This window comes from Pustulibacterium marinum (assembly GCF_900116665.1).
GTDB lineage: Bacteria > Bacteroidota > Bacteroidia > Flavobacteriales > Flavobacteriaceae > Pustulibacterium > Pustulibacterium marinum.
In genome coordinates, this window is record NZ_FPBK01000001.1 from 900844 (window position 1) to 925041 (window position 24198).

General features: G+C 35.1%; 26 protein-coding genes and 1 riboswitch. Of the genes, 10 read left to right on the top strand and 16 right to left on the bottom strand.

Going from position 1 to position 24198, the window contains the following annotated elements; all coding sequences use genetic code 11:
• Nucleotides 1-29: 29 nt before the first annotated feature.
• Nucleotides 30-2402, bottom strand: a complete 2373-nt coding sequence (locus BM383_RS04040; RefSeq protein WP_093023200.1) for a heavy metal translocating P-type ATPase — start codon at nucleotides 2400-2402, stop codon at nucleotides 30-32.
• Between the two features lie 118 nt (nucleotides 2403-2520).
• Here BM383_RS04040 and BM383_RS04045 point away from each other — a divergent pair, with 118 nt between their 5' ends.
• The 5 genes from BM383_RS04045 (at nucleotide 2521) to BM383_RS04065 (ending at nucleotide 7821) form a co-directional block, all read left to right on the top strand.
• The gene (locus tag BM383_RS04045; protein ID WP_093023202.1) at nucleotides 2521-3210 is read left to right on the top strand and encodes a Crp/Fnr family transcriptional regulator; all 690 of its coding nucleotides are present in this window, start codon (nucleotides 2521-2523) and stop codon (nucleotides 3208-3210) included.
• 91 nt (nucleotides 3211-3301) lie between these two features.
• A complete protein-coding gene (locus BM383_RS04050; RefSeq protein WP_093023204.1) occupies nucleotides 3302-5254 on the top strand; it encodes an endonuclease in 1953 nt (650 codons plus the stop codon).
• Between the two features lie 111 nt (nucleotides 5255-5365).
• A complete protein-coding gene (locus BM383_RS04055) occupies nucleotides 5366-6025 on the top strand; it encodes a response regulator transcription factor (RefSeq protein WP_093023206.1) in 660 nt (219 codons plus the stop codon).
• A gap of 204 nt (nucleotides 6026-6229) precedes the next feature.
• The gene (locus BM383_RS04060) at nucleotides 6230-7237 is read left to right on the top strand and encodes a 2-hydroxyacid dehydrogenase (RefSeq protein ID WP_093023208.1); all 1008 of its coding nucleotides are present in this window, start codon (nucleotides 6230-6232) and stop codon (nucleotides 7235-7237) included.
• Nucleotides 7238-7242: 5 nt separating this feature from the next.
• Nucleotides 7243-7821: a DUF1287 domain-containing protein gene (locus BM383_RS04065; protein ID WP_093023210.1), complete on the top strand. Its 579-nt coding sequence runs from the start codon at nucleotides 7243-7245 to the stop codon at nucleotides 7819-7821.
• On the opposite strand, the gene thiD is transcribed toward BM383_RS04065, so the two are convergent.
• The 5 genes from thiD to BM383_RS04090 form a co-directional block, all read right to left on the bottom strand.
• On the bottom strand, nucleotides 7809-8621 hold the full coding sequence (gene thiD, locus BM383_RS04070; RefSeq protein WP_093023212.1) for a bifunctional hydroxymethylpyrimidine kinase/phosphomethylpyrimidine kinase: 813 nt from the start codon (nucleotides 8619-8621) through the stop codon (nucleotides 7809-7811). The genes BM383_RS04065 and thiD overlap by 13 nt on opposite strands.
• Complete coding sequence (gene tenA / locus BM383_RS04075) at nucleotides 8609-9262, bottom strand: thiaminase II (protein WP_093023213.1); 654 nt, start codon at nucleotides 9260-9262, stop codon at nucleotides 8609-8611. The genes thiD and tenA overlap by 13 nt, the downstream gene beginning before the upstream one ends.
• Nucleotides 9259-9879 carry a thiamine phosphate synthase gene (gene thiE / locus BM383_RS04080; protein ID WP_093023215.1) on the bottom strand — a complete coding sequence of 207 codons (621 nt, stop codon included), beginning with the start codon at nucleotides 9877-9879 and terminating at the stop codon, nucleotides 9259-9261. The genes tenA and thiE overlap by 4 nt, the downstream gene beginning before the upstream one ends.
• The gene (gene thiM / locus BM383_RS04085) at nucleotides 9880-10677 is read right to left on the bottom strand and encodes a hydroxyethylthiazole kinase (protein WP_093023217.1); all 798 of its coding nucleotides are present in this window, start codon (nucleotides 10675-10677) and stop codon (nucleotides 9880-9882) included. It abuts the gene before it with no gap.
• 71 nt (nucleotides 10678-10748) lie between these two features.
• Nucleotides 10749-10839: riboswitch (TPP riboswitch) on the bottom strand.
• A gap of 59 nt (nucleotides 10840-10898) precedes the next feature.
• On the bottom strand, nucleotides 10899-11282 hold the full coding sequence (locus tag BM383_RS04090) for a winged helix-turn-helix transcriptional regulator (protein ID WP_177229060.1): 384 nt from the start codon (nucleotides 11280-11282) through the stop codon (nucleotides 10899-10901).
• A gap of 145 nt (nucleotides 11283-11427) precedes the next feature.
• Between BM383_RS04090 and BM383_RS04095 the strand changes: the two genes are divergently transcribed.
• Complete coding sequence (locus tag BM383_RS04095) at nucleotides 11428-12036, top strand: FMN-dependent NADH-azoreductase (protein ID WP_093023219.1); 609 nt, start codon at nucleotides 11428-11430, stop codon at nucleotides 12034-12036.
• A gap of 81 nt (nucleotides 12037-12117) precedes the next feature.
• Here BM383_RS04095 and BM383_RS04100 read toward each other — a convergent pair whose 3' ends face one another.
• Nucleotides 12118-13401, bottom strand: coding sequence for an alkaline phosphatase family protein (locus tag BM383_RS04100; protein WP_143106335.1), 1284 nt, complete (start codon nucleotides 13399-13401; stop codon nucleotides 12118-12120).
• Between the two features lie 130 nt (nucleotides 13402-13531).
• Here BM383_RS04100 and trhA point away from each other — a divergent pair, with 130 nt between their 5' ends.
• On the top strand, nucleotides 13532-14158 hold the full coding sequence (gene trhA, locus BM383_RS04105; protein ID WP_093023464.1) for a PAQR family membrane homeostasis protein TrhA: 627 nt from the start codon (nucleotides 13532-13534) through the stop codon (nucleotides 14156-14158).
• Here trhA and BM383_RS04110 read toward each other — a convergent pair.
• From BM383_RS04110 to BM383_RS04120, 3 genes are read right to left on the bottom strand one after another with little or no spacing between them, the layout of a single operon-like run.
• Nucleotides 14155-14583, bottom strand: a complete 429-nt coding sequence (locus tag BM383_RS04110) for a DUF4268 domain-containing protein (RefSeq protein WP_093023223.1) — start codon at nucleotides 14581-14583, stop codon at nucleotides 14155-14157. The genes trhA and BM383_RS04110 overlap by 4 nt on opposite strands.
• Before the next feature lie 9 nt (nucleotides 14584-14592).
• A complete protein-coding gene (locus tag BM383_RS04115; RefSeq protein ID WP_093023225.1) occupies nucleotides 14593-15276 on the bottom strand; it encodes a ZIP family metal transporter in 684 nt (227 codons plus the stop codon).
• A gap of 4 nt (nucleotides 15277-15280) precedes the next feature.
• The gene (locus tag BM383_RS04120; RefSeq protein ID WP_093023466.1) at nucleotides 15281-16042 is read right to left on the bottom strand and encodes a class I SAM-dependent methyltransferase; all 762 of its coding nucleotides are present in this window, start codon (nucleotides 16040-16042) and stop codon (nucleotides 15281-15283) included.
• Between the two features lie 97 nt (nucleotides 16043-16139).
• Between BM383_RS04120 and BM383_RS04125 the strand changes: the two genes are divergently transcribed.
• Both BM383_RS04125 and BM383_RS18715 read left to right on the top strand, forming a co-directional pair.
• Nucleotides 16140-17312, top strand: a complete 1173-nt coding sequence (locus tag BM383_RS04125) for a THUMP domain-containing class I SAM-dependent RNA methyltransferase (protein ID WP_093023226.1) — start codon at nucleotides 16140-16142, stop codon at nucleotides 17310-17312.
• Nucleotides 17312-17548 (top strand): hypothetical protein, encoded by a 237-nt coding sequence (locus tag BM383_RS18715; RefSeq protein ID WP_143106336.1) that lies wholly within the window; start codon nucleotides 17312-17314, stop codon nucleotides 17546-17548. The genes BM383_RS04125 and BM383_RS18715 overlap by 1 nt, the downstream gene beginning before the upstream one ends.
• Here the strand turns inward: BM383_RS18715 and BM383_RS04130 are convergent.
• From BM383_RS04130 to rlmD, 3 genes are read right to left on the bottom strand one after another with little or no spacing between them, the layout of a single operon-like run.
• The gene (locus tag BM383_RS04130; RefSeq protein ID WP_093023228.1) at nucleotides 17545-18318 is read right to left on the bottom strand and encodes a DUF6048 family protein; all 774 of its coding nucleotides are present in this window, start codon (nucleotides 18316-18318) and stop codon (nucleotides 17545-17547) included. The two genes, BM383_RS18715 and BM383_RS04130, sit on opposite strands and share 4 nt — an antisense overlap.
• A complete protein-coding gene (locus BM383_RS04135; protein ID WP_093023230.1) occupies nucleotides 18284-18805 on the bottom strand; it encodes a DUF6452 family protein in 522 nt (173 codons plus the stop codon). Before BM383_RS04135 ends, BM383_RS04130 begins: the two co-directional genes overlap by 35 nt.
• 6 nt (nucleotides 18806-18811) lie before the next feature.
• Nucleotides 18812-20224: a 23S rRNA (uracil(1939)-C(5))-methyltransferase RlmD gene (gene rlmD / locus BM383_RS04140; protein ID WP_093023232.1), complete on the bottom strand. Its 1413-nt coding sequence runs from the start codon at nucleotides 20222-20224 to the stop codon at nucleotides 18812-18814.
• A gap of 199 nt (nucleotides 20225-20423) precedes the next feature.
• Here rlmD and rocD point away from each other — a divergent pair, with 199 nt between their 5' ends.
• The gene (gene rocD, locus BM383_RS04145) at nucleotides 20424-21668 is read left to right on the top strand and encodes an ornithine--oxo-acid transaminase (protein WP_093023234.1); all 1245 of its coding nucleotides are present in this window, start codon (nucleotides 20424-20426) and stop codon (nucleotides 21666-21668) included.
• A gap of 61 nt (nucleotides 21669-21729) precedes the next feature.
• Here rocD and BM383_RS04150 read toward each other — a convergent pair whose 3' ends face one another.
• The 3 genes from BM383_RS04150 to BM383_RS04160 all read right to left on the bottom strand — a co-directional run bounded on the left by BM383_RS04150 (nucleotide 21730) and on the right by BM383_RS04160 (nucleotide 24188).
• The gene (locus BM383_RS04150; protein ID WP_093023236.1) at nucleotides 21730-22062 is read right to left on the bottom strand and encodes a CCC motif membrane protein; all 333 of its coding nucleotides are present in this window, start codon (nucleotides 22060-22062) and stop codon (nucleotides 21730-21732) included.
• Nucleotides 22063-22072: 10 nt separating this feature from the next.
• Complete coding sequence (locus BM383_RS04155; RefSeq protein WP_317040059.1) at nucleotides 22073-22372, bottom strand: DUF2752 domain-containing protein; 300 nt, start codon at nucleotides 22370-22372, stop codon at nucleotides 22073-22075.
• Between the two features lie 82 nt (nucleotides 22373-22454).
• Entirely contained in the window at nucleotides 22455-24188 is a 1734-nt protein-coding gene (locus BM383_RS04160; RefSeq protein WP_093023238.1) for a T9SS type A sorting domain-containing protein, read from the bottom strand.
• Nucleotides 24189-24198 lie beyond the last annotated feature (10 nt).

A 24198-nucleotide genomic window follows, 5' to 3' on the forward strand; every position in this document is an offset into this window, starting at 1 on the left:
GTGAAGAATGATATTTATCATGTTTGAAATTATTTTAGGTTTTTCCCAAACATATTAGTGGCAACGGTTACAAATGCTACAATAGAAATAGAGCTAAGTGGCATTAAAATAGCCGCAACAACAGGAGAAAGTTCACCGCTTATGGCAAAACTCAATCCGATAATGTTATAGATGAAAGACAGTATAAAACTGGTTTTGATAATCTTAATAGATGTTTTGGATAATTTCATGTAAGCAGCCAGTTCTTTCACTTTAGAAGCATCTAAAATGGCATCACAAGCAGGAGAAAATACGTTCACATTTTCTGCAATAGCAATGCCCACATTACTTTGTTTCAAAGCTCCGGCATCATTTAATCCATCTCCAATCATCAACACATTTTTGCCTTTTTCTTGGAGCGTTTTAATGTGTTCTAATTTGTCTGAAGGCTTTTGATTAAAATGAAGTTCCACAGCATTTGGAAGTAAATGCTGAAGCGTTTCTTTTTCACTTTCATTATCTCCGGAAAGAATAGAAATATCATACCGGCTAGACAGTTCTTGGAATAATTCTGGAATGCCTTCCCTATAGGTGTTTTTGAAAATATATTTTCCTTTATAATGGTTGTTAGTACTAATGTGAACAGCAGTTTTTAAAGTTTCTGTTGCGGTTGCATTACCTACAAATGAAGAAGATCCTACTTTGATAGAGTTGTTTTGAAATGTAGCTTCCATACCTTTTCCTGTATGCTCTTCAAAAGAATCTAGCGTAACAATGTTGTTGGCTTTTAAAATGCTATACAATTGTCTGCTTAGTGGGTGGTTTGAGTTTCTAAGCGTGTTTTTTAATAATACTTCCTCTTCATTGGAAATAGTGACTCCTTCGTAACTCAATTCCATTTTATTTCCTGCAGTAATAGTTCCTGTTTTATCAAAAATGATGGTGTCTATTTTTGCAAGCTGTTCTAGCACATTGGCATTTTTCAGATAGCATTTTTTCTTACCTAAAATCCGAAGTAAATTTCCCATGGTGAACGGAGCTGAAAGCGCCAACGCACAAGGGCACGCGATGATAAGAATTGCAGTAACCACATTCCAGGCTTTCTCCGGACTTACGAAATACCAAACTAGACCGGAAATTATGGCAATAAGCAGAATGGCTATGGTAAAATATTTACTAATGGAGTCTGTAATGTTTTTAAAGCTTTCGTCTTTATTTTTATTAAAAACATCATTACTCCATAATTGCGTTAGGTAACTTTGCGAAACACTTTTTAGCGCTTCCATTTCAATAGCTCCATGCGTTTGTTTTCCGCCAGCAAAAATTTTATCACCACTTTGTTTGGTTACGGCATCGGCTTCTCCGGTTACAAAACTGTAGTCAATTTGTGCATCTCCTTTGATAAGAATACCGTCCACAGGAATCAGTTCTTCATTTCTAATTAGGAGTCGGTCTCCTTTTTCAATATCGTAGACTTGCACGGTTTCTTCAGTTCCATCTAAATTTATTTTGGTGATTCCAATGGGGAAATAACTTTTGTAATCTCTTTCAAAGGATAAGAAGTTATAGGTTTTTTGCTGAAAGAATTTACCTAGTAACAAAAAGAAAACTAGCCCAGTGAGTGAGTCTAGAAATCCCGGGCCGGCTTCGGTTATAATTTCAAAAACACTTCTTATAAATAGTACCGAAATACCCAGCGCAATAGGCACATCGATATTTAAAAACTTAGATCGTATTCCTTTAAATGCCGTAATAAAATAATCGTTGGCGGCATAGAAAACCACCGGTAAGCTCATGGCAAACATGATCCAACGAAACATGGGTTTGTATTGGTTGAGCCAAAATTCGTCTACTTCAAAATACTCAGGAAAGGAGAGTAGCATGACATTTCCAAAGGCAAAACCTGCTACGCCAAGTTTGTAAATAAGACTTCGGTCTATTGGTTTTTTTCCATTTTCATAATCTTCCAAACTTATGTAAGGTTCATACCCAATTCGGCAAAGTAGAAGAACAATTTCTTTAAGCGAAATAGCTTCTGAATTGTACGTGATACGCACCGTTTTCTTTGGAAAGTTGACAATAGAAGATGAAACTTCGGTCTGTAATTTTTGAAGGTTTTCTAAAAGCCAAATGCAAGAACTACAATGAATGTGTGGAATATAAAGTGTAACTATTTGTACATGTTCATCATCAAATTCCAATAATTTCTCTGCAATAGAAGGCTGATCTAGAAAATCATATTTTCCTGCAATTTCATTGGGAGTAGCTCCCGGATTTTGAGTGAGATCGTAATAACAAGTGAGTTCGTTTTCAGAAAAAATCTCGTACACAGTTTTACAACCATTGCAACAAAACGACTTTCCATCGTGCACAATAGTATCTTCCTCACAGGGATTTCCACAGTGATAGCAGTTTGACTCCATAATTTGCTCATTTACCTAAAACAAAAGTCTGAATCAATATACAAATAATATATGATATTTGTCATACACTTCGTATCTTTACGAAGAGAAAAACAGTAAAACTTAACCGTTAGGGATCATGAGTAAATGCGAGCAATGTATCATCAGGAAGTTCAGTTCTTTAAGAGCATTGAACAAGGAGGAACTGATAAAAATATCAGGTTGTAAAACTTCTAAAGTAGTTAAAAAGGGAGAGGTGCTTTTTGAAGAAGGCGATTATTTAAATGGAGTTTACTGTATTAGAGACGGTGCTTGTAAGCTAACTAAATTAAGCGCTAACGGAAAAAATCATATTGTAAAATTTATTACCAAAGGAGATTTGTTAGGGCAGCGAAGCGTTATTAGTGATGAGTCTGTTAACTTGAGCGCTGTAGCTGTTAATGACATGGAAGTTTGTTTTATTCCTCGTGATGAGATCATGAGTTCTTTTAAAGAAAATTCTGAGTTTTCAGTAGAGGTAGTTCGTGATATTTGTTACGATCTTAAAACTTCTGATGACGTCACTGTAAACATGGCTCAGAAAAATGTAAAACAGCGTTTAGCTGATTCTTTATTGTATTTGCACGATACTTTTGGCGAAGATGCAGAAGGATACATTAAAATTCAATTATCTAGAGAAGAAATTGCAGGTATGGTTGGTACCGCTACAGAATCTTTAATTCGAATGCTGTCAGAATTTGGTAAAAAAGGATTGATAGAAGTAAAAGGTAAAAGAATTAAGATTGTGAGTATTCTCAAAATTCAAAATGTCTCAGATGGTATTGTGTAAACTTTACGTCATTTAACTTCTAAAAGTCATGAATTGATCATGTAAGTCGCTAAATTCTTGTTAGTTTTGCGCTCCCTTACAAATCAAATTCATGAAAAAAATTACATTTTTATTTCTTTTAGTTGCTTCATTCACATTAAATGCCCAGTTAGTAGTCAATGAAGTTGATGCTGATACACCAGGCGTTGATAATCAGGAATTCATCGAATTAAAGTCAGACACACCTAATCTTTCATTAGATGGCTATGTAGTGGTTTTGTTCAATGGAAATGGTGATTATAGTTATTATTCCGTTGATTTAGACGGTTACACTACTGATGATAACGGAATTATTGTGATAGGTAGTGCCGGAGTTTCTCCTTTTCCGGGTATTCTTATTTCAGCCAATGTAATTCAAAATGGTGCAGATGCCGTTGCCATTTATCAAGGTAGTTGGTATGATTATCCTGAAGATACACCACCCACAACCGAAAACTTAATAGATGCCTTAGTTTACGATACCAACGACAGTGACGATACCGGATTAATGGCTGCTTTGGGAGTTACTACGCAAACAAACGAAGGTGGAAATGGAAGTACCACTTCAAATTCTGTTCAAAGAATGAATGATGGAACGTATGTTTCCGCAACACCAACTCCAGGATTACCAAATGATGGTAGTGGAGTAGTTTATAATGGGATTACGGCTCAACTTTCAGCCAACGAATTTGTTGAAGGTGATAGTTTTTCAATCACTTTTACTACGGAAGATAATGTAGATGAAACTTTAGTGTTTGATATTTCTTTTGATAACGAAGGATTTTCTTCAGAAGATATTTCGGGTAATTTTTCTATTTCGATAGCTTCTGGAACTAGTTCTGTGACGGAAACGTATCAAATTATTGATGATACCGAAGATGAAGGCGATGAGGTTTTTGTTTTAAATATGATAAATATTCCTGCTGGGTTTAATCTTTTGAATAATTTATTAGAAGGAACTATTACAGATGATGACTACAGTACATCAGCTTGGGGAACACCTTTAAATCCAACCTATGGAATTGTAAGTAGTACAGCGCCGGATAATTATTATAGTTCTTTGGACGGACTTTCAGGAGCGGCGCTAGAGCAGGCTATACAAGATATCATAGCAGATCCAAATGTGGTCCGCGCTCAGAATTATGGAGACGTTACTGATATTTTAAAACAGTCCGATCAAAATCCGGAAAACAATAACGAAGTTTGGTTAATTTATACAGAACAGCCAAGAGCCAAAATAGATTTTCAGACTACAAGTAACAATACAGGAACTTGGAATAGAGAACATATATATCCTCAAAGTAGAGGAGGATTTTCAGGAGGAACAGAATATGAAGCAGATGGTATAGATGTGTACTTACCTACCAATGCAGACGATATTTTAGCAGGACATGCAGATGCTCACCATATACGAGCAGTAGACGGACCTGAAAATAGTTCCAGAGGAAATCAAGATTATGGTTCGGGTGCTTATGAAGGTCCTACGGCAAATGCCGGAAGCTGGAAAGGAGACGTAGCACGTTCATTGTTTTATATGGCTATTAGGTATAATGATTTGGATGTTGTAAACGGAAATCCAAATGATTCTACGGTAGGACAGTTGGGAGATTTAGCAACTTTATTAGTTTGGAATACTCAAGATCCTGCAGATGATTTTGAGATGAATAGAAACAATTACATCTACACCTGGCAATACAACAGAAATCCGTTTATTGATTATCCAGAATTAGCGGACTACATTTGGGGAGACAATGCAGGTGAAGTGTGGAATTTACCAATGAGCACACACCAAGAAATATTGGAAGCTGTAAAAATCTACCCAAATCCAATAAACAGTTATTTCCAAATTACAGGTATTTCCGAAGAATTTAAAATCACCATTATGGACAGCACAGGAAAAGTGGTTTTAAGTAAAAGTGATGTGGATAGCAATCGTAAAATATATATAGATGGTTCTGCAGGAATTTATTTAGTAACCATAGAAACTGAAAAAGGAACCATTCGAAAGAAAATTATAAAGATGTAGCTTTATAATACATTAAAAGCAGTATATTAAAGTTATACTTTTAAAAAACTTCCCCCATTAAAAGATTGATGAAGAAGTGCAATAAGAGCTTCTGTAATGTAAATTTAGCATATGATTAAGGTAAGTGTAGTAGATGATCATAAACTCTTTAGGGAAAGCTTGGTAATGTTACTAGAGAGTTTTGACGATATAGAAGTAGTTTATCAAGCAAATGACGGAAAGGAATTTTTTGAATTATTGGCTATTTATGAAGACAGAAAACCAGATATCATTTTATTAGATATTCAAATGCCTAGAATGAATGGTTTTGAGGTATGTGAAAAATTGATTGAAGAATATCCTGGAGTAAAAATTATAATTGTATCCCAACTAACTACCAGAGAGAGCATTCATAAAGTCATGGACCTAGGAGCACATGGTTTTTTTACAAAAAATTCAGATCCTGAAGAGCTTGAAGAAATCATTAAAAGTATTAATGGACATGAGTTTTATTTGGGGAGAGATCTGCATTGGGCGTTGAAAGAACTATTAGAAAATGGTGATAAAACCGAAATGCCATTGCACAGTACACTCTCAGATCGTGAAATTGATATCATTAAATTAGCAGCAAAGGAAATGAATAGTATCCAAATTGCAGATGAATTGAGCATTCATGCCCGAACTGTGGATACCCATAAAAAACGTATCATGGAGAAAACAAATAGCAAGAATTTTGTTGGAGCCATTGTTTATGCATTAAGAAATGGGTTTTTTACGCTAACCGATATATGAAATTACGTAAAAATACGTATTGACTGCTTTTTCCCAAAGTGTGATATTTGTCCTATAAACATTTAAACAATTACTCGAATTGTTTAAGGGTTTGGTTTGGGGGGAAAAAGCTGTCTGAATAAGGCAGCTTTTTATTTTTAGGAAATTCTTACCATAGTTTCATGTATCTTATTCCTACTTTGTAGTCTTAACACTAAAAAGAACATGAAACATCTCAAAACACATACTTCGCCTTCCAAAACTATAAATTCTAAAAATGTTTTCGTCAACAAGAATATTCCTGAAATCACAATTTTAAAACTTACAAGTGCCGGTTTTACTGTAGATATTTGGGACGGCAATTTTTCTTTGCCCAAAGAAACTACCATAGATTTGTTAAAAAACTATGATGCTTTTTTAAGCACTGGCGGAATTCAAATTACTTCAGAATTTATTCAAGCCAATGAGAAACTTCAAATCATATCTCAAGCTTCTGCAGGGTATAATAATATCGATTTAGATACTGCTAAAGCTAAAAATATCAAGGTAGCCAATGCTCCCGGAACTATGAGTAAAGCCACGGCTGATATGGCTTTTTTATTGATGCTTTCAGTCTCTAGAAAAATGATTTTCATGAATCAAAAGATCAAAGACGGTCAATGGGAGAATTTTGATTTTACAGCAAATTTAGGTCAGGAATTGTACGGAAAAACATTAGGTGTTTTTGGTTTGGGTAGAATTGGTTTTGAAATGGCTCGACTTTGCAAATCGGCTTACGGAATGCAAATTATATATCATAACCGAAGTAAAAATGAACAAGCTGAAAAAGAGTTGGCAGCAACCTACGTTTCATTTGAAAAACTCGTTGCGCAAAGCGATGTACTTTCGGTTCATAGTGCGTTGACAGCCGAAACGAAAGGTGTTTTTAATAAATCGGTTTTCGAAAAAATGAAGTCAAATTCCATTTTTGTGAATGTAGGTAGAGGCGGAATTCATAATGAAGAAGACTTGATAGCGGCTTTGCAAAACAAAACCATTTGGGGTGCTGGTTTAGATGTAACGAATCCTGAACCAATGGATAAAGAAAATCCGTTATTACAAATGGAAAATGTTGCGGTAACGCCGCATATTGGGAGTGCCACCGTAGAAGCCAGAACGGCTATGGCCGACATGGCAGCGCAAAATATCATTGATTTTTTTAAAGGAAAAGAAGTAGTAAACCAAGTAAATTAAATAATATGCAGAAAATTCTATGCGTTCTTTTTATTGCTGTAACGTCAGTTTTACAAGCTCAGACTTTTGAAGAAAAGCTCAGCAATGCCGCTTTAGCGTTGACGAATGATAAAGTAACCTACGATCCGTCTTATTTTAGTATTGACTATCCCAATGGAGATGTTCCGGCAACGAAAGGTGTTTGCACTGATGTGGTGATTAGAGCGTATAGAAAACTAGGAATCGACTTGCAAAAAGAGGTGCATGAAGATATGAAAGCAAACTTTGGTGTATATCCTAAAATCTGGGGCGCCAAAAGAACCGATACCAATATAGATCATCGTAGAGTTCCTAATCTAATGACATTCTTCAAACGAAAAGGAACCGAAAAACCAATTACACAAAACGCTTCCGATTATCATCCCGGCGATATTGTTTGTTGGAATCTCGGTGGTGCCATTACACATATTGGTATCGTAGTCAATAAAAAGTCAGTAGACGGAAAACGGTATTTGATTGTACACAATATTGGTGGCGGACAAGTGTTAGAGGATTGTCTATTCGATTTTAAAATTATCGGACATTACCACTATCAAAAATTATAAAAGTGATTCACAGGTCCGTGTCCTTTTCCTAGTTGATAGTTTTTTCCGTACTCCAATGCTTGGTGTAAATAGGTTGTTGCCTTCAGGATTGCTTCTTCTAAAGTGAAGTTCTGTGCCAAATATGTTGCAATAGCGGATGATAACGTACAACCCGTTCCGTGTGTGTTTTGAGTTGCGATGCGTTGATTTTCAAAAATAGTATGTTCCTTAGTTTCTAGATTGAATAATGCATCAGTTAACGTAGCTTCTTCAAAATGACCAGCTTTTAATAATACCGAAGTTTTGAAATTCTCAGCTAAATGCTGTGCATACGTTTTTAATTCTGATTGCTGTTGAATTTCTTTTCCTAATAATAATGAGGCTTCCGGAAGATTTGGAGTTATCAAAGTTGCCAACGGGAGCAATTCAGATTTCAAGGCTTCTATAGCTTCTTGTTGTAATAAAGGATCGCCCGAAGTAGCCACCATTACAGGATCTAGTACTACATTTTTCACGTTGTATGTTACCAAAGCTTCTTTCACGGTGGAAATAACTTCAGCGCTGTGTAGCATTCCTATTTTGACCGCTTTAAATTCAATATCTGAAAAAACCGATTCCAATTGTTGTTTCAAGAACGAAACCGGAATAGCATGAATTCCCTGAACTCCTTGTGTGTTTTGAGCTGTTAAAGCGGTAATTACGGAAGCAGCGTAACCGCCATTTGCAGAAATTGATTTAATATCAGCTTGAATACCTGCGCCACCACCGGAATCACTTCCGGCAATGGTGAGTACAGTTGGGTATTGTTTTATATTTTCCATGATTCTTGTGCATAAGCGCTGTCCCAAAACAGCCATTCCATTTTCGAAGCCATAACAAAAGCCTCGGTCATTTGTGTTCTTATTTTTTCGGTAGTTTCTGCGGCCATAAAATCCGTAATTTCAATGGCTTTTTGTACCGATGCAGCAAATTCTTCACCGCCATAGGTATCAATCCAATCTTGGTAGATGTTGTCTTCTTTAGTTTGCGTTGCTAAAATATAATCGCCTACTTCTTTATAAATCCAGAAGCACGGCAACACCGCGGCCATGGCAACTTCTAAGGGTTGTGTGGCCAATTGGGCTTGCATATAATTGGTGTATAACGTACAGGTGGGCGACTTTGAAATGCTATGTGCTTTCCCAAATTTTGAAAGAAAAGTTTCGTGCAAAGCCGTTTCAACGGCAATGGTTCCAGATGAAAAACCTAAATAAGCCTGCACATGTTCAGGATTGGTTAATTTGGAAGCAATTCCGGATAATACTCTTCCAAAATCAGCTAAATACATGGCATCTTGTTGAATGTAAAACTGAAAAGTAGCTTTGGGTAAGGTTCCTTCTTTGAGTTCTTTGATGAACGAATGTTCTAAAATTTTATCGTAAATGGGAACAATGGTTTCCCAGGTTTGTGCACTCCATTTCATAGTGTGAGTTGTTTTAATTGTGAAGCAACTAATTGCGGATTTTTCGCTTTCATAATCGCTGAAACTACTGCAATTCCATCAGCACCTGCTTTGATAATGGCAGCAGTATTACTTTCATTAATTCCGCCAATAGCCACTGTTTTGTGTTTGGTGATTTTGGATATTTCTTCAATGCCTTTCAAACCAAATTCAATCTTTGTATTGGTTTTGGTAGGCGTAGCAAAAACTGGTGAAATTCCAATATAATCTACATCTAGGGCATTTGCTTCCGTTACTTGTTGCATACTTTCTACAGAAAGACCAATGATTTTATCTTTACCCAATAATTTTCGGGCAATAGCGTACGGCATATCATCTTGACCAATATGTACTCCGTCTGCATCTACTGCCAAAGCAATATCAATTCGATCATTGATAATCAAAGGAATTTTATAGTTAGATAATATTCTTTTCAGTTGTTGCGCAATGCGAACAAATGTTTTTGTATCTGCATGTTTTTCTCGTAGTTGCACCATGGTAACACCGCCTAAAACTGCTTGTTCAACAATTTCAGGAAGCCCTTCTATGCTTGCCATATCGCTATCGGTAACCAAATACAATTGTGTACTAAATTCCATCTAAGCTTTGAAATGTTTTTGAATAGCGTTCGCGTCTAAATTATACAAAGCATCTAGAAAATGTAATTGTAGCGTCCCGGGACCTTGTGCTTTTTCGGCAGCAATTTCTCCTGCAATTCCCATCACGGCCATGGCCGAAGCACAAGCTTCTAAAGTATTTTCAGTGGAAGCTGCAAATGCACCACAAATAGCAGAAGCCGTACAACCGAGTCCGGTTACTTTTGGCATTAATGGGTGTCCGTTTTTAATTTGTAGCGTTTCGGTTCCATTGGTAATGTAATCAGTTTCGCCGCTGATAACTACTATGGTGTTGGTTTCTTTGGCTAACTGTTGTGCTGCCGTTACAGCATCTTCAGAAGCAGCAGCACTGTCTACACCTTTGGTTTTTACATTTGCATTTAAAAGTGCCATGATCTCAGAAGCATTTCCTCTAATAATTGTTGGTTTGCATTCCTTGATAATTTTCCAACAAGTTGTGGTTCTATACGGAGTGGCTCCAGCACCTACCGGATCTAAAACTATTGGAATTCCTTTTTCAGTAGCAGCTTTTCCGGCAGTGAGCATTCCTTCAATCCATTCCGGATTTAAAGTTCCGATATTAATTACCAAAGCGCTGGCAATAACTACCATGTCTTTCATTTCCTCCACGGCATGCGCCATGACAGGAGATGCTCCAATAGAAAGGAGCGCATTGGCGGTATTGTTCATCACTACAAAATTGGTGATGTTGTGTACTAACGGAGCTGTATTTTTAAGTTGTACTAAATGGTCACAGATAGTAGTTTCGTTGAAATTCATACAAAAGGTTTAAAAATTAAAAAACGTCATTACCTGAAAAGCATAGGCAATGACGTTTTCTTAAACCAATGAGAATTATGAAACATCGTTTCCTACGCTGGTACTAACCAGATCAGGTTTTGCGGGTGTGATCTCAGCCTTGCGGCACCCCGAAATGTTATCTCAAATGTAATGAAAGTTCTGCTGTAAAAGCAAAACTTTAATCTTATTTCTTACGAATATTATTCTTCTTTGATTTTTTCGCGATGATTGATTCCCCATTTGTACAACTCTTGAATGGCCGGATCTAATGTTTTTCCGTAAGCAGTCAGTTTATATCGGGTTATAGAAGGAGATGCCTCGTCCTGAATACGTTCTACTAACATATTCAATTCTAATTCTTGAAGCTCTTTTGAAAGCATTCTATCTGTAATTCTTGGGATATCGCGAGCAATTTCTGTAAAACGCTTGTTTCCAAAAGTTAGTGAGATGATAATGGGTAATTTCCATTTTCCGTTTAGTACATACAAACTGTCTTGTACGGCTTTCATGGCAGCCAAACAACTGTCTGTAGTATGTACTTGTGTTTCTTCTTCTTCAACTAAAAATACGGGTGTTTTTTGCATAGCTCTCAAATTTAAACGCTGTACTATCATGAATGATAGTGCAATGCTTCAATATTGTACTTACTTTTGTATAGCAAATATATGCAATCTGATTTGAAATAAAAATCAGTTTCGCGATGCATTAATAGTTCAAAAAAAATATCATATGAGTACCATTTTAAAAGTAACTTCTAGTTTTAGAGGTGAGGCTTCTGCGAGTAACCAACTTTCAGATGCTATTGTAAATCAATTGAAAGTGAAAGATGCAACAGCTACTGTTATTGAAAGAGATTTAGTAAAGGAAGAAGTTCCACACCTTGATCTAAATATCTTAATGTCTTTTGTAACTCCAGAAGCAGATAGATCTGAAGAACAACAAAATATTGTAAATCAGTCTGATGAATTCATCAAAGAAGTAATGGCTGCCGATGCTATTGTAATAGGAGTTCCAATGTACAATTTTACAATACCATCTGTATTAAAATCTTGGTTAGATCAAATTGCGAGAGCTGGCGTTACCTTTAAATATACAGCAGAAGGAGCAGTTGGTTTGGTAGAAGGTAAAGAAGTATATTTAGCTATTGCAACAGGAGGAATTTATTCTGAAGGACCTGCTGCAGCCGTAGATTTTACAGAGAGCTACTTAAAAGCTGTTTTAGGATTTATGGGAATGACAAATGTAACTGCATTTAGAGCAGAAGGAATGAATATTCCTGAATTTGCAGAAAAAGCAGTTCCTAATGCATTGGCTAAAGTAGAAGAATATTCTTTTTAGTAGATTATGTTTCAGTTTTTCAAGAAAAACCTCTGAGTTGATAGCTCAGAGGTTTTTTGTTTTTCAATATCAGTTTTAGATTTATTCTTCTAGCATACTTTCTAATGCACTCAATTCACCATCAATAGGCAATGTAATTTCTAAGCCTAATAAATGTGCTACAAACGGATAAACATTCACGTTCTCTACGGCTGATTGCGTATAATTCTTTTTGATATTTGGACCTTCCACATAAAAAATAGCACCCATATTTTGGTTAAAAAAAGGATCGTAACCGTGCATGCCACCCGGTTTTTTCTTCGTTGTTTTTTCTGTTTGAGAATACACTATGGTTTTTGGCGCTTCAGCTATCAATACCAAATCACCAATTTTATCATTGTTTTTAAAATTTAAATAGTTAGGAACGTTTTCTTGTTTATAGGTTTTAAACTCGGTTTGTTGCGATAGGGTTTCGTAAAGTTTATCTTTTTCGCTTTCGTCTTTGGTGTAAATCATAGCAACTGGTCCGGCAAAAAACTCATTTTCATCTATCTCAATATAATCATGAAGATTGATAAGCTGATTGACATCATCCATTCCGTGGTCTGAAGTTACGATGAGGTAAACCGGTAAACCAGATTTTTTAATTTCTTCTCGCAACGCGCCAATTTGTTCGTCTACCTTTTGCACAGCAGATTTAGTTTCTTCAGCGTCAGGACCAAATTTATGCCCTTGCGTATCCACAATTGAAAAATACAGCGTAATTATATGGGGTCTTTCGGCTTTTGGCATTTGCAACCATTCGGCAACGCGTTTTACACGATACCCATAATCTCTTTTCTTATTGTATTCGTAATAATAGGTTGGATGCATTCCATTGATGTCTGCTTCAGAACCTACCCAAAAGTAAGAGGCACTTACCATTTGCTGTTGTTGCGCCAAGTTCCATAACGGAGTTCCGCCATACCAAGAACCATCTTGCACTGCTTCTCTTCGGCCAATGCTATACGTTGCTTCTTGTTTTTTATCATAAAAAGAATTGGAAACAATTCCATGGTGTTCTGGATATAAACCGGTCACTAAGCTATAATGATTTGGAAATGTTTTAGAAGGAAATGATGGCGTTAATTGCGTAACATGGCTACCGTTTTTAGCCATTTCCTGAATGTTTTTTGCACCATGTTTTTCTGCATAGTCATATCTAAAACCATCAATAGAAACCATAATTACATAGGGTTTTTCTTGATTTTCTTTGGAGTTGATAAGATTACTGCTTTTAATTTCTTTGTCTACAGAAGCTTGGTACGTTTCTTCTTCTTGTGCTTGTGAATTGACTGTTACAAACGTTAAAAAGGCTAAGGTTAACAGGTGTTTTTTGTTAAACATTCTTGCAGGGATTGGGTTATATTTTCTGTTGGTAAAATTACATAACTCTTCACTTATGAGCGTTGTGTAAGTGTTATTTTTTGAAATGGAAGCAATCACAATTAGTATCTTTGTATTAGAAAAAAATGTTATGCCCAATCAAACTGAAAGAGAAGAATTTTATAATGCACTGACTCACGGAATTGGATTTCTACTGAGCTTGGTAGGATTTGGATTGTTGCTTTATTTTGAGCAAGAGACCAAAACCTGGAATATTGCAAGTTTGGTTTTGTATGCAGTTTCTCTTTCGTTTTTGTATTTGGTTTCTACTTTGTATCACTACGCAAAAGGGGAGAAGCGCAAATATTACTTTAGAATTTTAGACCATATTTCCATTTACTATTTAATTGCAGGAACGTATAGTCCGGTGGTTTTAATGACTTTGAGCCACAGTAAAGGTTGGCTGTTATTTTGGTTAGTTTGGGGAATTGCTGCTTTTGGTACCATTTTGAAAATCTTCTTTACCGGTAGGTTTGAAGCAGTTTCGCTCATACTATATTTAGTAATGGGCTGGTTGATTATGTTTGATATCACTGCATTAAAAGCGGTTTTGCCCGAAGGCGGAATGCATATGTTAATTGCTGGTGGAATTGCTTACACCGCTGGAATTGTATTTTATGTGTGGGAAAAATTACCGTTCAATCACGTGATTTGGCATTTGTTTGTGTTGGCAGGCAGTTTTTTTCACTTTTTGATGATCTTTAAATATATCGTTTAGCTTTTGATCACGTCTTCGTATTCAAAGTAAAACTCTTCAAACTTTTGCATAGTTTCATTCAGGAATACCATGGTTTCTTGCCACGTATTTTTATTGTGAATACAAACGCTTTCTTTTTCTACATAAATTCTAGAAATTTCTTTTCCTGTTTCTTCCAGAAAGTAATAATCTTCAAAAATAGCGTCTGGAACATATTCAAGAAATAGACTTTTTAAAGAAATCATCTTCTCGTAATACTTAATTCTGTTTTCTAAATCCTGATCTTCAATATCTAAACTTACACGTGCTTTTTTAGTATCGAAATAAAATTTAAAGCTAAAATCTTTGATTTTTGTATCGTATAAAACCCATTTTCTAGGAAACGATTTACCAAATGAAATCCAAAATTCTTGACGTAATTTTCTTGATTCTTCTCTACTAAACATAAGTTACTTTTAAATAAAATAAGCTGTTATAATTCCTAATACAATAACAATAAGTTTGCTAATATTAAATTTATGATTTTCTGAACTTTCAAATAAAATAACGGTGGCAATATGCAGTAAAACACCAATTACCAATGCAGAAATATAATGTTGATAGGTTGAAGCAAAAGGTAAACATGTGCTTAAAAATGTACCTATGGGGGTCATTAAAGAGAATAAAATTAAGAACCCTGCAATTTTTGGTTTGCTGATTTTAGACTCTAAAAAGAAAGTACTTAGTATAATAGCTACTGGGAGTTTATGAATAATAATTCCCCAAACTAACATTTCATGGTCGTGCAGCGGAAAACCCTCTAGCATGGCATGAATACTTAGGCTAATAAAAAGTAGCCATGGAAATGAATTAGATTTTTTGTTTAAATGAACATGGCCGTGTTCTGCACCTTTTGAGAAAAATTCTAAAAAGATTTGCATTAAAATACCAATCATAATAAATAATCCCATGGTTTTAGGATTTTCATTGGTATGAAGGTCATGGTAAATTTCTGGTAATAAAGAAAAAGCCGTTAACGATAACAAAAAAGCTCCGCTAAAGGCCAACAAAAGTTTCAAGTTTCGTTGGTTTTGAGGCTTTATAATGATGACAAACAGAAAGCCCAGCAGTACCGAAGCAATGGGTAAAATATAGTTCATGCTATTATTTAAAGATCATTATTAATCGTTCGGAATTTTCACTATCGAATTTTGAAAGTTTATAATCTCCGAAAATATCTAGAAGATATATGTCGGCTTTTTCAAATAACCTTTCAAAATCTTTTAAATTCATGGCTTTTACTCTTTCGGTAAAATGTTGTGGTTTTCCTTCGAACTCAAAAATGATCTCTTTGTAAATATAATTGTCTTTGAAATACTTTTGAATGTGAAAATCGATGCCTTCTACTGTTTTTGTTTCATTAGGAACCAAATTGTTAATCACCCAATTTACATTCATAAAATCAATAACACCAAATCCAGTTTTGTTTAAATTGGCCTTAAAAGCTTTTAGAGCGTTAAGATTGTCTTTATCTTCTTCAAAATAACCAAAGCTGGTAAACAGGTTAAAAACGGCATCAAACTGCTTAGGAAAGATCTCGCACATGTCGTGCAACTGAAACTTCAACGTGGGATTTTCGTATTTTTTAGCATACTGAATACTTTTTTCTGAAATGTCAATTCCAGTAACATTGTACCCAAGTGAATTAAGATATATACTATGCCTGCCACGCCCACAAGCAACATCTAAAATACTGCCTTCTTCGGGTAGGTTTAGGTAGCTGGTTATTTTATCCATAAAAACCCGAGCCTCTTGGTAGTCATGGCCTTTGTACAACAAATGATAAAAATCGGTGTTGAACCAATTGGAATACCAATGATCTTTGGTTTCGTTGTGTAAAGGAGTAGCTTTTCTTTTTAGAGGCATATAATCTTTTCTTTCTGCAAACAATTAATCTTGCAAATTTACTGTATTTTTGCCGAACACGAGTAACAGGAACACTGATTTTAGAATACCTAAGAATATGGCGAATAATTATAAAATGTTGGCAAAAACCTTATTTGGTTTTGAAGATTTATTAGCAACTGAGTTGAGAAATTTGGGAGCAATAAATGTTGAAAAAGGAGTGCGAAGCGTTTCTTTTGAAGGCGATAAAGGGTTTATGTATAAAGCCAACCTTTGTTTAAGAACAGCCATAAAAATTCTAAAACCAGTTAAAACATTTATTGTTAGGTCTGAAGATGATTTGTACGCCAAAGTGTATGCTATGAATTGGGAGCGTTTTATGAATGTAAACAGTACGTTTGCTATCAACGCAACCTTGGCAGACAGTAGATTTACGCACGAAAAATATGTAGCGTTAAAAACCAAAGATGCTATTGTAGATAAGTTTAGAGATACGCATGGCGAGCGACCTGATGTAGATACCAGACATCCAGATGTGCGTATTCACATTCACATTCAGCGCAATCAGGTAACTATTTCTTTAGACAGTTCGGGGAATTCTTTGCACCAACGTGGCTACAAAACCAGAACCAATATTGCGCCTATCAACGAAGTATTAGCAGCAGGAATGTTGTTAATGAGTGGATGGGATGGTACTACAGATTTTATGGACCCAATGTGTGGTAGTGGAACTATGCTAGTAGAAGCAGCGATGATAGCGTGTAATATTCCGGCAAACATTAATAGAAAAGAGTTTGCTTTTGAAAAGTGGGGTGATTTTGATGAAGATTTGTTTGAAAAAATTGTTGAAAGCAGCTTGAAGAAAACCAGAGAATTTCATCATAAAATTATCGGCTATGATAAAGCACCTTCTGCGGTAATGAAAGCAAAAGACAACGTAGCCAATGCCAATCTTGCAGAATATATTACGGTAAAACAACAGAATTTCTTTGAAACCTATAAACATACCGAAGGTAAACTACACATGGTGTTCAACCCGCCATACGGTGAACGTTTGAATATTGATATGGAACGTTTTTACAAATCTATTGGAGATACGTTGAAACAGAATTATCCGGGAACCAATGCGTGGTTTATTACCTCAAACCTTCCGGCATTGAAGTTTGTTGGCTTGAGACCTTCCAGAAAAATAAAACTTTTTAATGGTAAGTTAGAGAGTAGATTGGTACTTTTTGAAATGTATGAAGGAAGCAAAAAAGGAAAATATATGAATAATAAAAAAGAGGATTAATGAAGCCAAAACACAAAGCATTAGTATTTAATTTTTTGTCTTTCGCAGTCTTTTTTCTTGTGGCAAGATATATACTTTTAATGTTGATGGGAGAAGAGCAGCATATGGTAGTAGTGTTTATTGCTGCATTTGTTACCACCATTTTGAGCCCTAAATTTTTTGTGATAAAAAAATCAGGGCGTGAAAAGGTTTTTATGAAAATATTATTGGTAAAAGAACCGAAAGAGATAGGCTAATCTTCTTCTGAATTTTTATCAAAATTAGGCTTTTTAGTTTTCTTGTAAAGTGGAATCAAATAAGAAATAGAGTAGTTGTAGCCAACCCCAAAAGAGCTGCCATCTGTCACTTTATTAAATCCAGGGACCCAAAGATTGTCAAAGTTGCTAGGCTCTTTATCTGTAATCATCTTATTTAATCTTACAGAAGCTCCCATGTATACATTATGGAAAAGTTCTACTTTTAAAGCCATAACAAGTTCAATCCAGTGAGCAGATAATCCACTATGCTCTCCGAGAATATCTTCGTTGGAGCCTGTGAGTAATTCTTCATTCCAAAAAGGATCGTTGGTAGAAGGAGTATAACTATTTATATTCTGACTGAAAGTGGAAAAACCATAACGAAACCCTGCACTTATGATGTTTTCCATACCGTACCAGTTGTTGTATGCATTCCAGTCAAAACCAGCTTTAATGTAGTTCCCTTTTGTTGTAAAGTTATACCAATCTTCATCAGTCGTTTTTTCTTCTGATCCAATTTCGCCGGCCAAATACCAACGATGTGATAATCTATAATCGGCAACAATTTCTAAGCCTTGGTAATTATCATCAGTAAAAGATCTTACAAGTCTGGCAATATCAATTCCTGCTCTTAAACCATATCTTTGGTCATAGGAAACAGAATCTGTTTTAGTCTCTGCAGTTTCTTCTTTAGCTGTTTGATTTTGCGCTAAAAGCGATAATGAACAAAAAATATTAATGATAAATATATACGTGCGCAGCTGTTTCATCTAGAACTTCGTTATTTTCTATAGTTACATTAAATATCCAGTTATCATCATCTTCTTCAAGCTCGTCGGCAAGTTCGCTGTAATTAACTTTGTAGCCACATGCTCTGGATACATACAATTCGTTTCTAACATAGTTGAAGGTGAGTGTATCAGCATTTCCACTAATAGTCCCATCATCTTCAACTCCGTAATTGGTATGAAAAATAAAAGTAGTACTGTCTTCCAAAGTTTTTAGAGGAATTAAAATACTGTCCACATTTGAGATCACGGTTTCTGCATCGCTGAGATATACCGCATTCCCATCTAAATCGCTCACACGAAGATTTGTAACATCTAAAGTTTGGTCATAATCTGTCTGATCGTAAAATCTGACTATTAATCTAGGTGTAACGGCATCTACACATATGTCATCTTTTTCACAACTATAAAAACCGAATATGGAGATAATAGCTGTGATCAATATTCCAATCGTAAATTTAAATTTCATACTATGTTATCTTTTTTCTAAAAGTACCACATTCTCCACGTGATGTGTTTGTGGAAACATGTCTACAGGTTGTACTTTGGCAACTTTGTAAACAGCATCCATCAACGCGAGATCACGTGCTTGCGTAGCGCTATTACAACTAACATATACTACTTTTTCTGGAGCAATGTTTAAAATTTGTTGCACCACATCTTTATGCATTCCATCTCTTGGTGGATCTGTAATAATAACGTCTGGAGTTCCATTATCTTCTATGAATTGTGCATTAAATACATTTTTCATATCTCCAGCATAAAATACACAGTTGTCAATATTGTTAAAAGCAGCATTTGCTTTAGCATCTTCAATAGCTTCTGGAACGGCTTCTACACCAACTACTTTTTTAGCTTTTTTAGCTACAAATTGTGCAATAGTACCTGTTCCTGTATACAAATCGTATACCAATTCTTCTCCGGTTAATCCTGCAAAATCACGAGTGATTTTATATAACTCGTAAGCTTGTTCTGAATTCGTTTGATAAAATGACTTCGCATTGATCTTGAATTTTAAACCTTCCATTTCCTCAAAAATATGATCACGACCAGCATAGCAAATCACTTCTTGATCATAAATAGTATCATTTGCTTTTCCATTGATCACATATTGTAGCGAGGTAATTTCAGGGAATTTATCCTTCATGAAATCAAGTAATAGCTCTCTTTTTGCGCTGTCTTCTTGAAAAAACTGAATAAGAACCATGATCTCACCTATAGATGTGGTTCTAATCATCATGGTTCGTAAAATACCAGTGTGGTTTCTTGCGTTGAAGAAATCAATATCATTTTGAGTAGCAAATTCTTTAACAGTATTTCTAATCGCATTTGACGGATCTTGTTGTAACCAACATTTGTCTATGTCTAAGATCTTATCCCAAGCTCCTGGAATATGAAAGCCAAGAGCATTTCTATTATCAATTTGGGTATCGCTTTCAATTTCCTCTTTGGTCAACCATCTAGCGTCCGAAAAAGAAAATTCCATTTTATTTCGGTAGAAATATTGTTTCTCAGACCCTGAAATAGGAGTAGTTTCTGGTAACTCAATTTTCCCTAAACGTGTAAGGTTGTTAATTACCTCTTTCTGCTTAAAGAAAAGTTGATCTTCATACTTCATATGTTGCCATTTACAACCTCCACAAACACCAAAATGTTCACACACAGGTTCCGTTCTTCTTTCAGAAAGGGTGTGGAATTTTATAGCATCACCTTCGTAATACGCGGTTCGTTGTTTTGTTGTTTGCACATCTACCACATCACCAGGAATAGCATTTTTTAGAAATATAACTCTTCCATCTGGTGCCTTGGCAACACTTTTTCCTTTTGCTCCGGCATCTACCACAGCAATATTTTCAAATATCTTTCGGTTGTTTTTCTTTCTACCCATAGCGCAAAAATAGAATCTTTTCTTTACAAACATATCATTTGCAAGGGCAGAATTATTCTGAATTTGAATTCTGTATAGAAATGTTCATATTTTAGAAATGGTCTTAAATTTAGTAACTTGCAGCAATTGGCTAAAAAGGATGATTTCTCTCCTGAAAAAAGAAGGAATAAAAGATGTTTTACGTAAAAATTAAATTTGAATGTCAGTTTTAGAAAAGATCACTTCGCAAGATGCAATTGATTTAGAAAATAAATATGGAGCTCATAACTATCACCCACTTCCGGTTGTTTTAAGCAAAGGAGAAGGAGTGTATGTTTGGGATGTAGAAGGTAAAAAGTATTTTGATTTTCTATCGGCATATTCAGCAGTAAATCAAGGACATTGTCATCCACATATTATTAACGCCTTGACAGAGCAGGCGAAAACATTGACCTTAACTTCAAGAGCTTTTTATAATGATGTTCTTGGGAAGTATGAAAAGTTTGCAACTCAGTATTTTGGTTTTGATAAAATGCTACCTATGAACACTGGGGCAGAAGCCGTAGAAACTGCTATTAAATTGTGTAGAAAGTGGGCGTATGAGAAAAGAGGTATAGCAGAGCATGAAGCACAAATTATTGTTTGCGAAAATAATTTTCATGGTAGAACAACTACTATTATTTCGTTTTCTAACGATGAAGATGCAAGGAAAAATTTTGGGCCTTATACACCAGGATTTATAAAAATACCATACGATAATACCGAAGCTTTAGAAAAAGCTTTAACTGAAAATGCCAATGTTGCGGGATTTTTGGTAGAACCTATTCAAGGGGAAGCAGGAGTTTATGTGCCGACAGAAGGCTATTTAGCCAAAGCAAAAGAACTGTGTGAAAAGCACGGCGTACTTTTTATTGCTGATGAAGTACAAACGGGAATAGCAAGAACAGGTAAATTACTTGCTGTTCAACATGAAAATGTAACTCCGGATATTCTTATTCTTGGAAAAGCCTTGAGCGGAGGTGTATATCCTGTGAGTGCTGTATTAGCGAATGACACTATCATGGAAGTGATTAAACCTGGTCAACATGGTTCTACTTTTGGTGGGAATCCGGTTGCAGGAGCTGTTGCTGTTGCTGCTTTAGAAGTTATAGAAGAAGAAAAATTAGCTGAAAATGCTGAGAATCTTGGGAAGTTATTCAGAGGAGAATTGAATAAGTATATTGAAACTTCTTCAATTGTAAATTTAGTTAGAGGTAAAGGATTGTTAAACGCAATTTTGATTAATGATACTGAAGATAGTTCTACTGCTTGGGATATTTGTGTTGCGCTAAAAGAAAACGGTCTATTAGCAAAACCAACTCATGGAAACATCATTCGTTTTGCCCCACCATTAGTAATGAATAAAGAACAATTATTAGAATGTGTTGCTATTATTATCAAAACACTAAAAGCATTTGAAAAATAAAAGGAGTAAATTCCATTTAATAAAAAGTAAAAGCCACTCTGTACAGAGTGGCTTTTACTTTTTAAGCTTGTTGCATTTCTAAAATTTGGCGTTGCAATTCATCTGGGTTTTGTAATGTTTCCCAACCGAAATAAGCAATTATAAAAATAATATAGCCGATAAATATTATATTTAATACAATACCTATAATGGCCATTATTTTTCCGGCTTTTACATTTCCATATCCCGTGTATAATTCAGGATTTCCTTTGTACAGTTTCGTGGCACTTGTTGCAAGTACTATTGCTACAATAGCGCAAATGAGACCTACGATTCCGTAGCAACAGCACGTTAAGATAGATATAATTCCTAATACTAGAATTAAAGTTGAGTTTGGTAGTTTTTGTTGTTCCATAAAAAATAGATTAGATATGTATGATTTTCATTTTAATAAGATAGCTAATAATAATCACTAATACATTAATACATATAAGTAGATTTCTGACTATTATTAGTTGTTTTGAGTTATTAAAAATTCCAAAGACTAAAGTGAGACCAAGTAATAGTAACGTGTAAATAGCTGGATACATGTGAAAAGCTTCTTCAAATTTACCTTGAAAAAGTAGTACTGTAGCCCTTTGTGCTCCACAACCAGGGCAATCTATACCAAACATTTTTTTGTTCAAGCAAGGGAACATGTATTTGCTGAAATCTATTACAAGCATAATAGCAGATATGAATAAAACAAAAATAAAAAATCCTGATACATTGTATCAGGATTTTTATAAGATATTGTATATAGAAAGTTTAATTTCTAATTGAGATCTTTTTTGTAATAGATTGTCCAGCAACTGTATTTATAGTTACTAGGTAAACCCCTGTAGAAAGATTTGAAGTATTGAAAGTATACTCACTTTCCGTTCCTAAATCTAACTCATTAAAAATTCTTTTTCCAGAAATATCATGTAATACAACGGAGTTGAAGTTTAACGAATTTGGGTTTTTAATCAATAAAGATTTTGTACTATTGTTTTGATGAACTAATATGTCTGAAGAAGCAACAACTGGGTCAGTGCTTAAAGCAGAATTATCAGAGAATGTTACATAATATCTATCACCAATGCTTGAACCATTTGTATTGAAAGTGAAACTTGTATCACCATTTATAGCATGGTATTCATCCAAAAGACTGTCATAGATATATAAATCTTGATCACTATTTGTATTTATATATTGTCCGATTAAAACTTCAAAACTCGTATTTCCATTGGAAATTAAGTGTAACGGAACAAGAATAGAACTATCATCATTGCTTACAAATTGGATGGCATATGGATTTCCAAGAATATCAAATCCAGCATCGTTTTGTAAAGTAGAAGATAATGCACCATCAAATCCAAAATCATAGCCTAAAGTAGTGTTACCATCTACACCTAACATAAGATCTCTTGTATAGGTGTCATTAACAACTACCTGTAAAATGAATTTAGTATAATTGTTTGAAGTTTCTTCTGGAGTCGCTGTGGTATTATCGTTTGCTACTCTATAGAAAACAGAAGAACCTGCATTTTCTTGCATATATGCTCTGTGACTATTTTTGAAAGAGATAGTTCCTGTAGCACTTCCTGTTACAGTAAATCCTTGTCCAATAGCTGCATACTGATAATCTGCATTTGTGTTACTTGATTGTCCATTACCTGAGCTAGAAACCAAGTTACCTGCACTATCATAAGAATTATAGGTAGCTTGAACGAAACCACCTGCTGGTGTATAAGTCGCATACCCTCCCAAGTAATCCGCTAAGTTGTGACTATTAACACTCATATCTTGCTGCCAAAAGTAGGCAGTAGCATTTACTTCAGTATTGTCCGAATCTGTTAAAAATGCATTCAAATCTAGCGCAGAAGGGTAAGGATTACCAATTAAAACACCTTCGCCGTTTAGAACATTAATGTTTATAGTACCATTATTAGGGATGCCTCTAAAATCATATTCTTGATTTAGATTGTCTGTATCACTAGCGGAAGTGGCTACACCTTTCATAGTAAAACCATATCCAGGATCAACAGACCCAGCAGAACCTACATATACCCAGTTAGCGTAAGCTGTACCAGTGACATATTTATAAATCCATGAACTGGAAATTGTTAATGGATCTGCGCTACCATTGTAACTAGTAGTGAATGCTGCAGAAGAACCTGTTGTGTCTGCGCTTCTTTCAAAAAGTACTTGGTTAGGAATAAAGGCAGAGCCTCCAGAAGCTTTTACCGGGCTGGACCAATAGTTATAAGAATATGACGTAGCATTACCTTCTTGAAGAACCGAAATTGCACCATTTCCAGTGTTTGTAGAGTTAGATTCACCTTGTAATATTTGAGAACCATCTCTTAAATAAATATTTCCGTTAGACTCTAAATCAATGTCTTGTTCAACAAAAACATAAGTGTCTTTAACGTAAATAAACGAGCCATCATCAACTCGTAATTGAGCGTGCGTTGCTAAAAGAGCAAAAAAGGATAAAAGTGTAAAAATTTTTTTCATAATGAGCAGC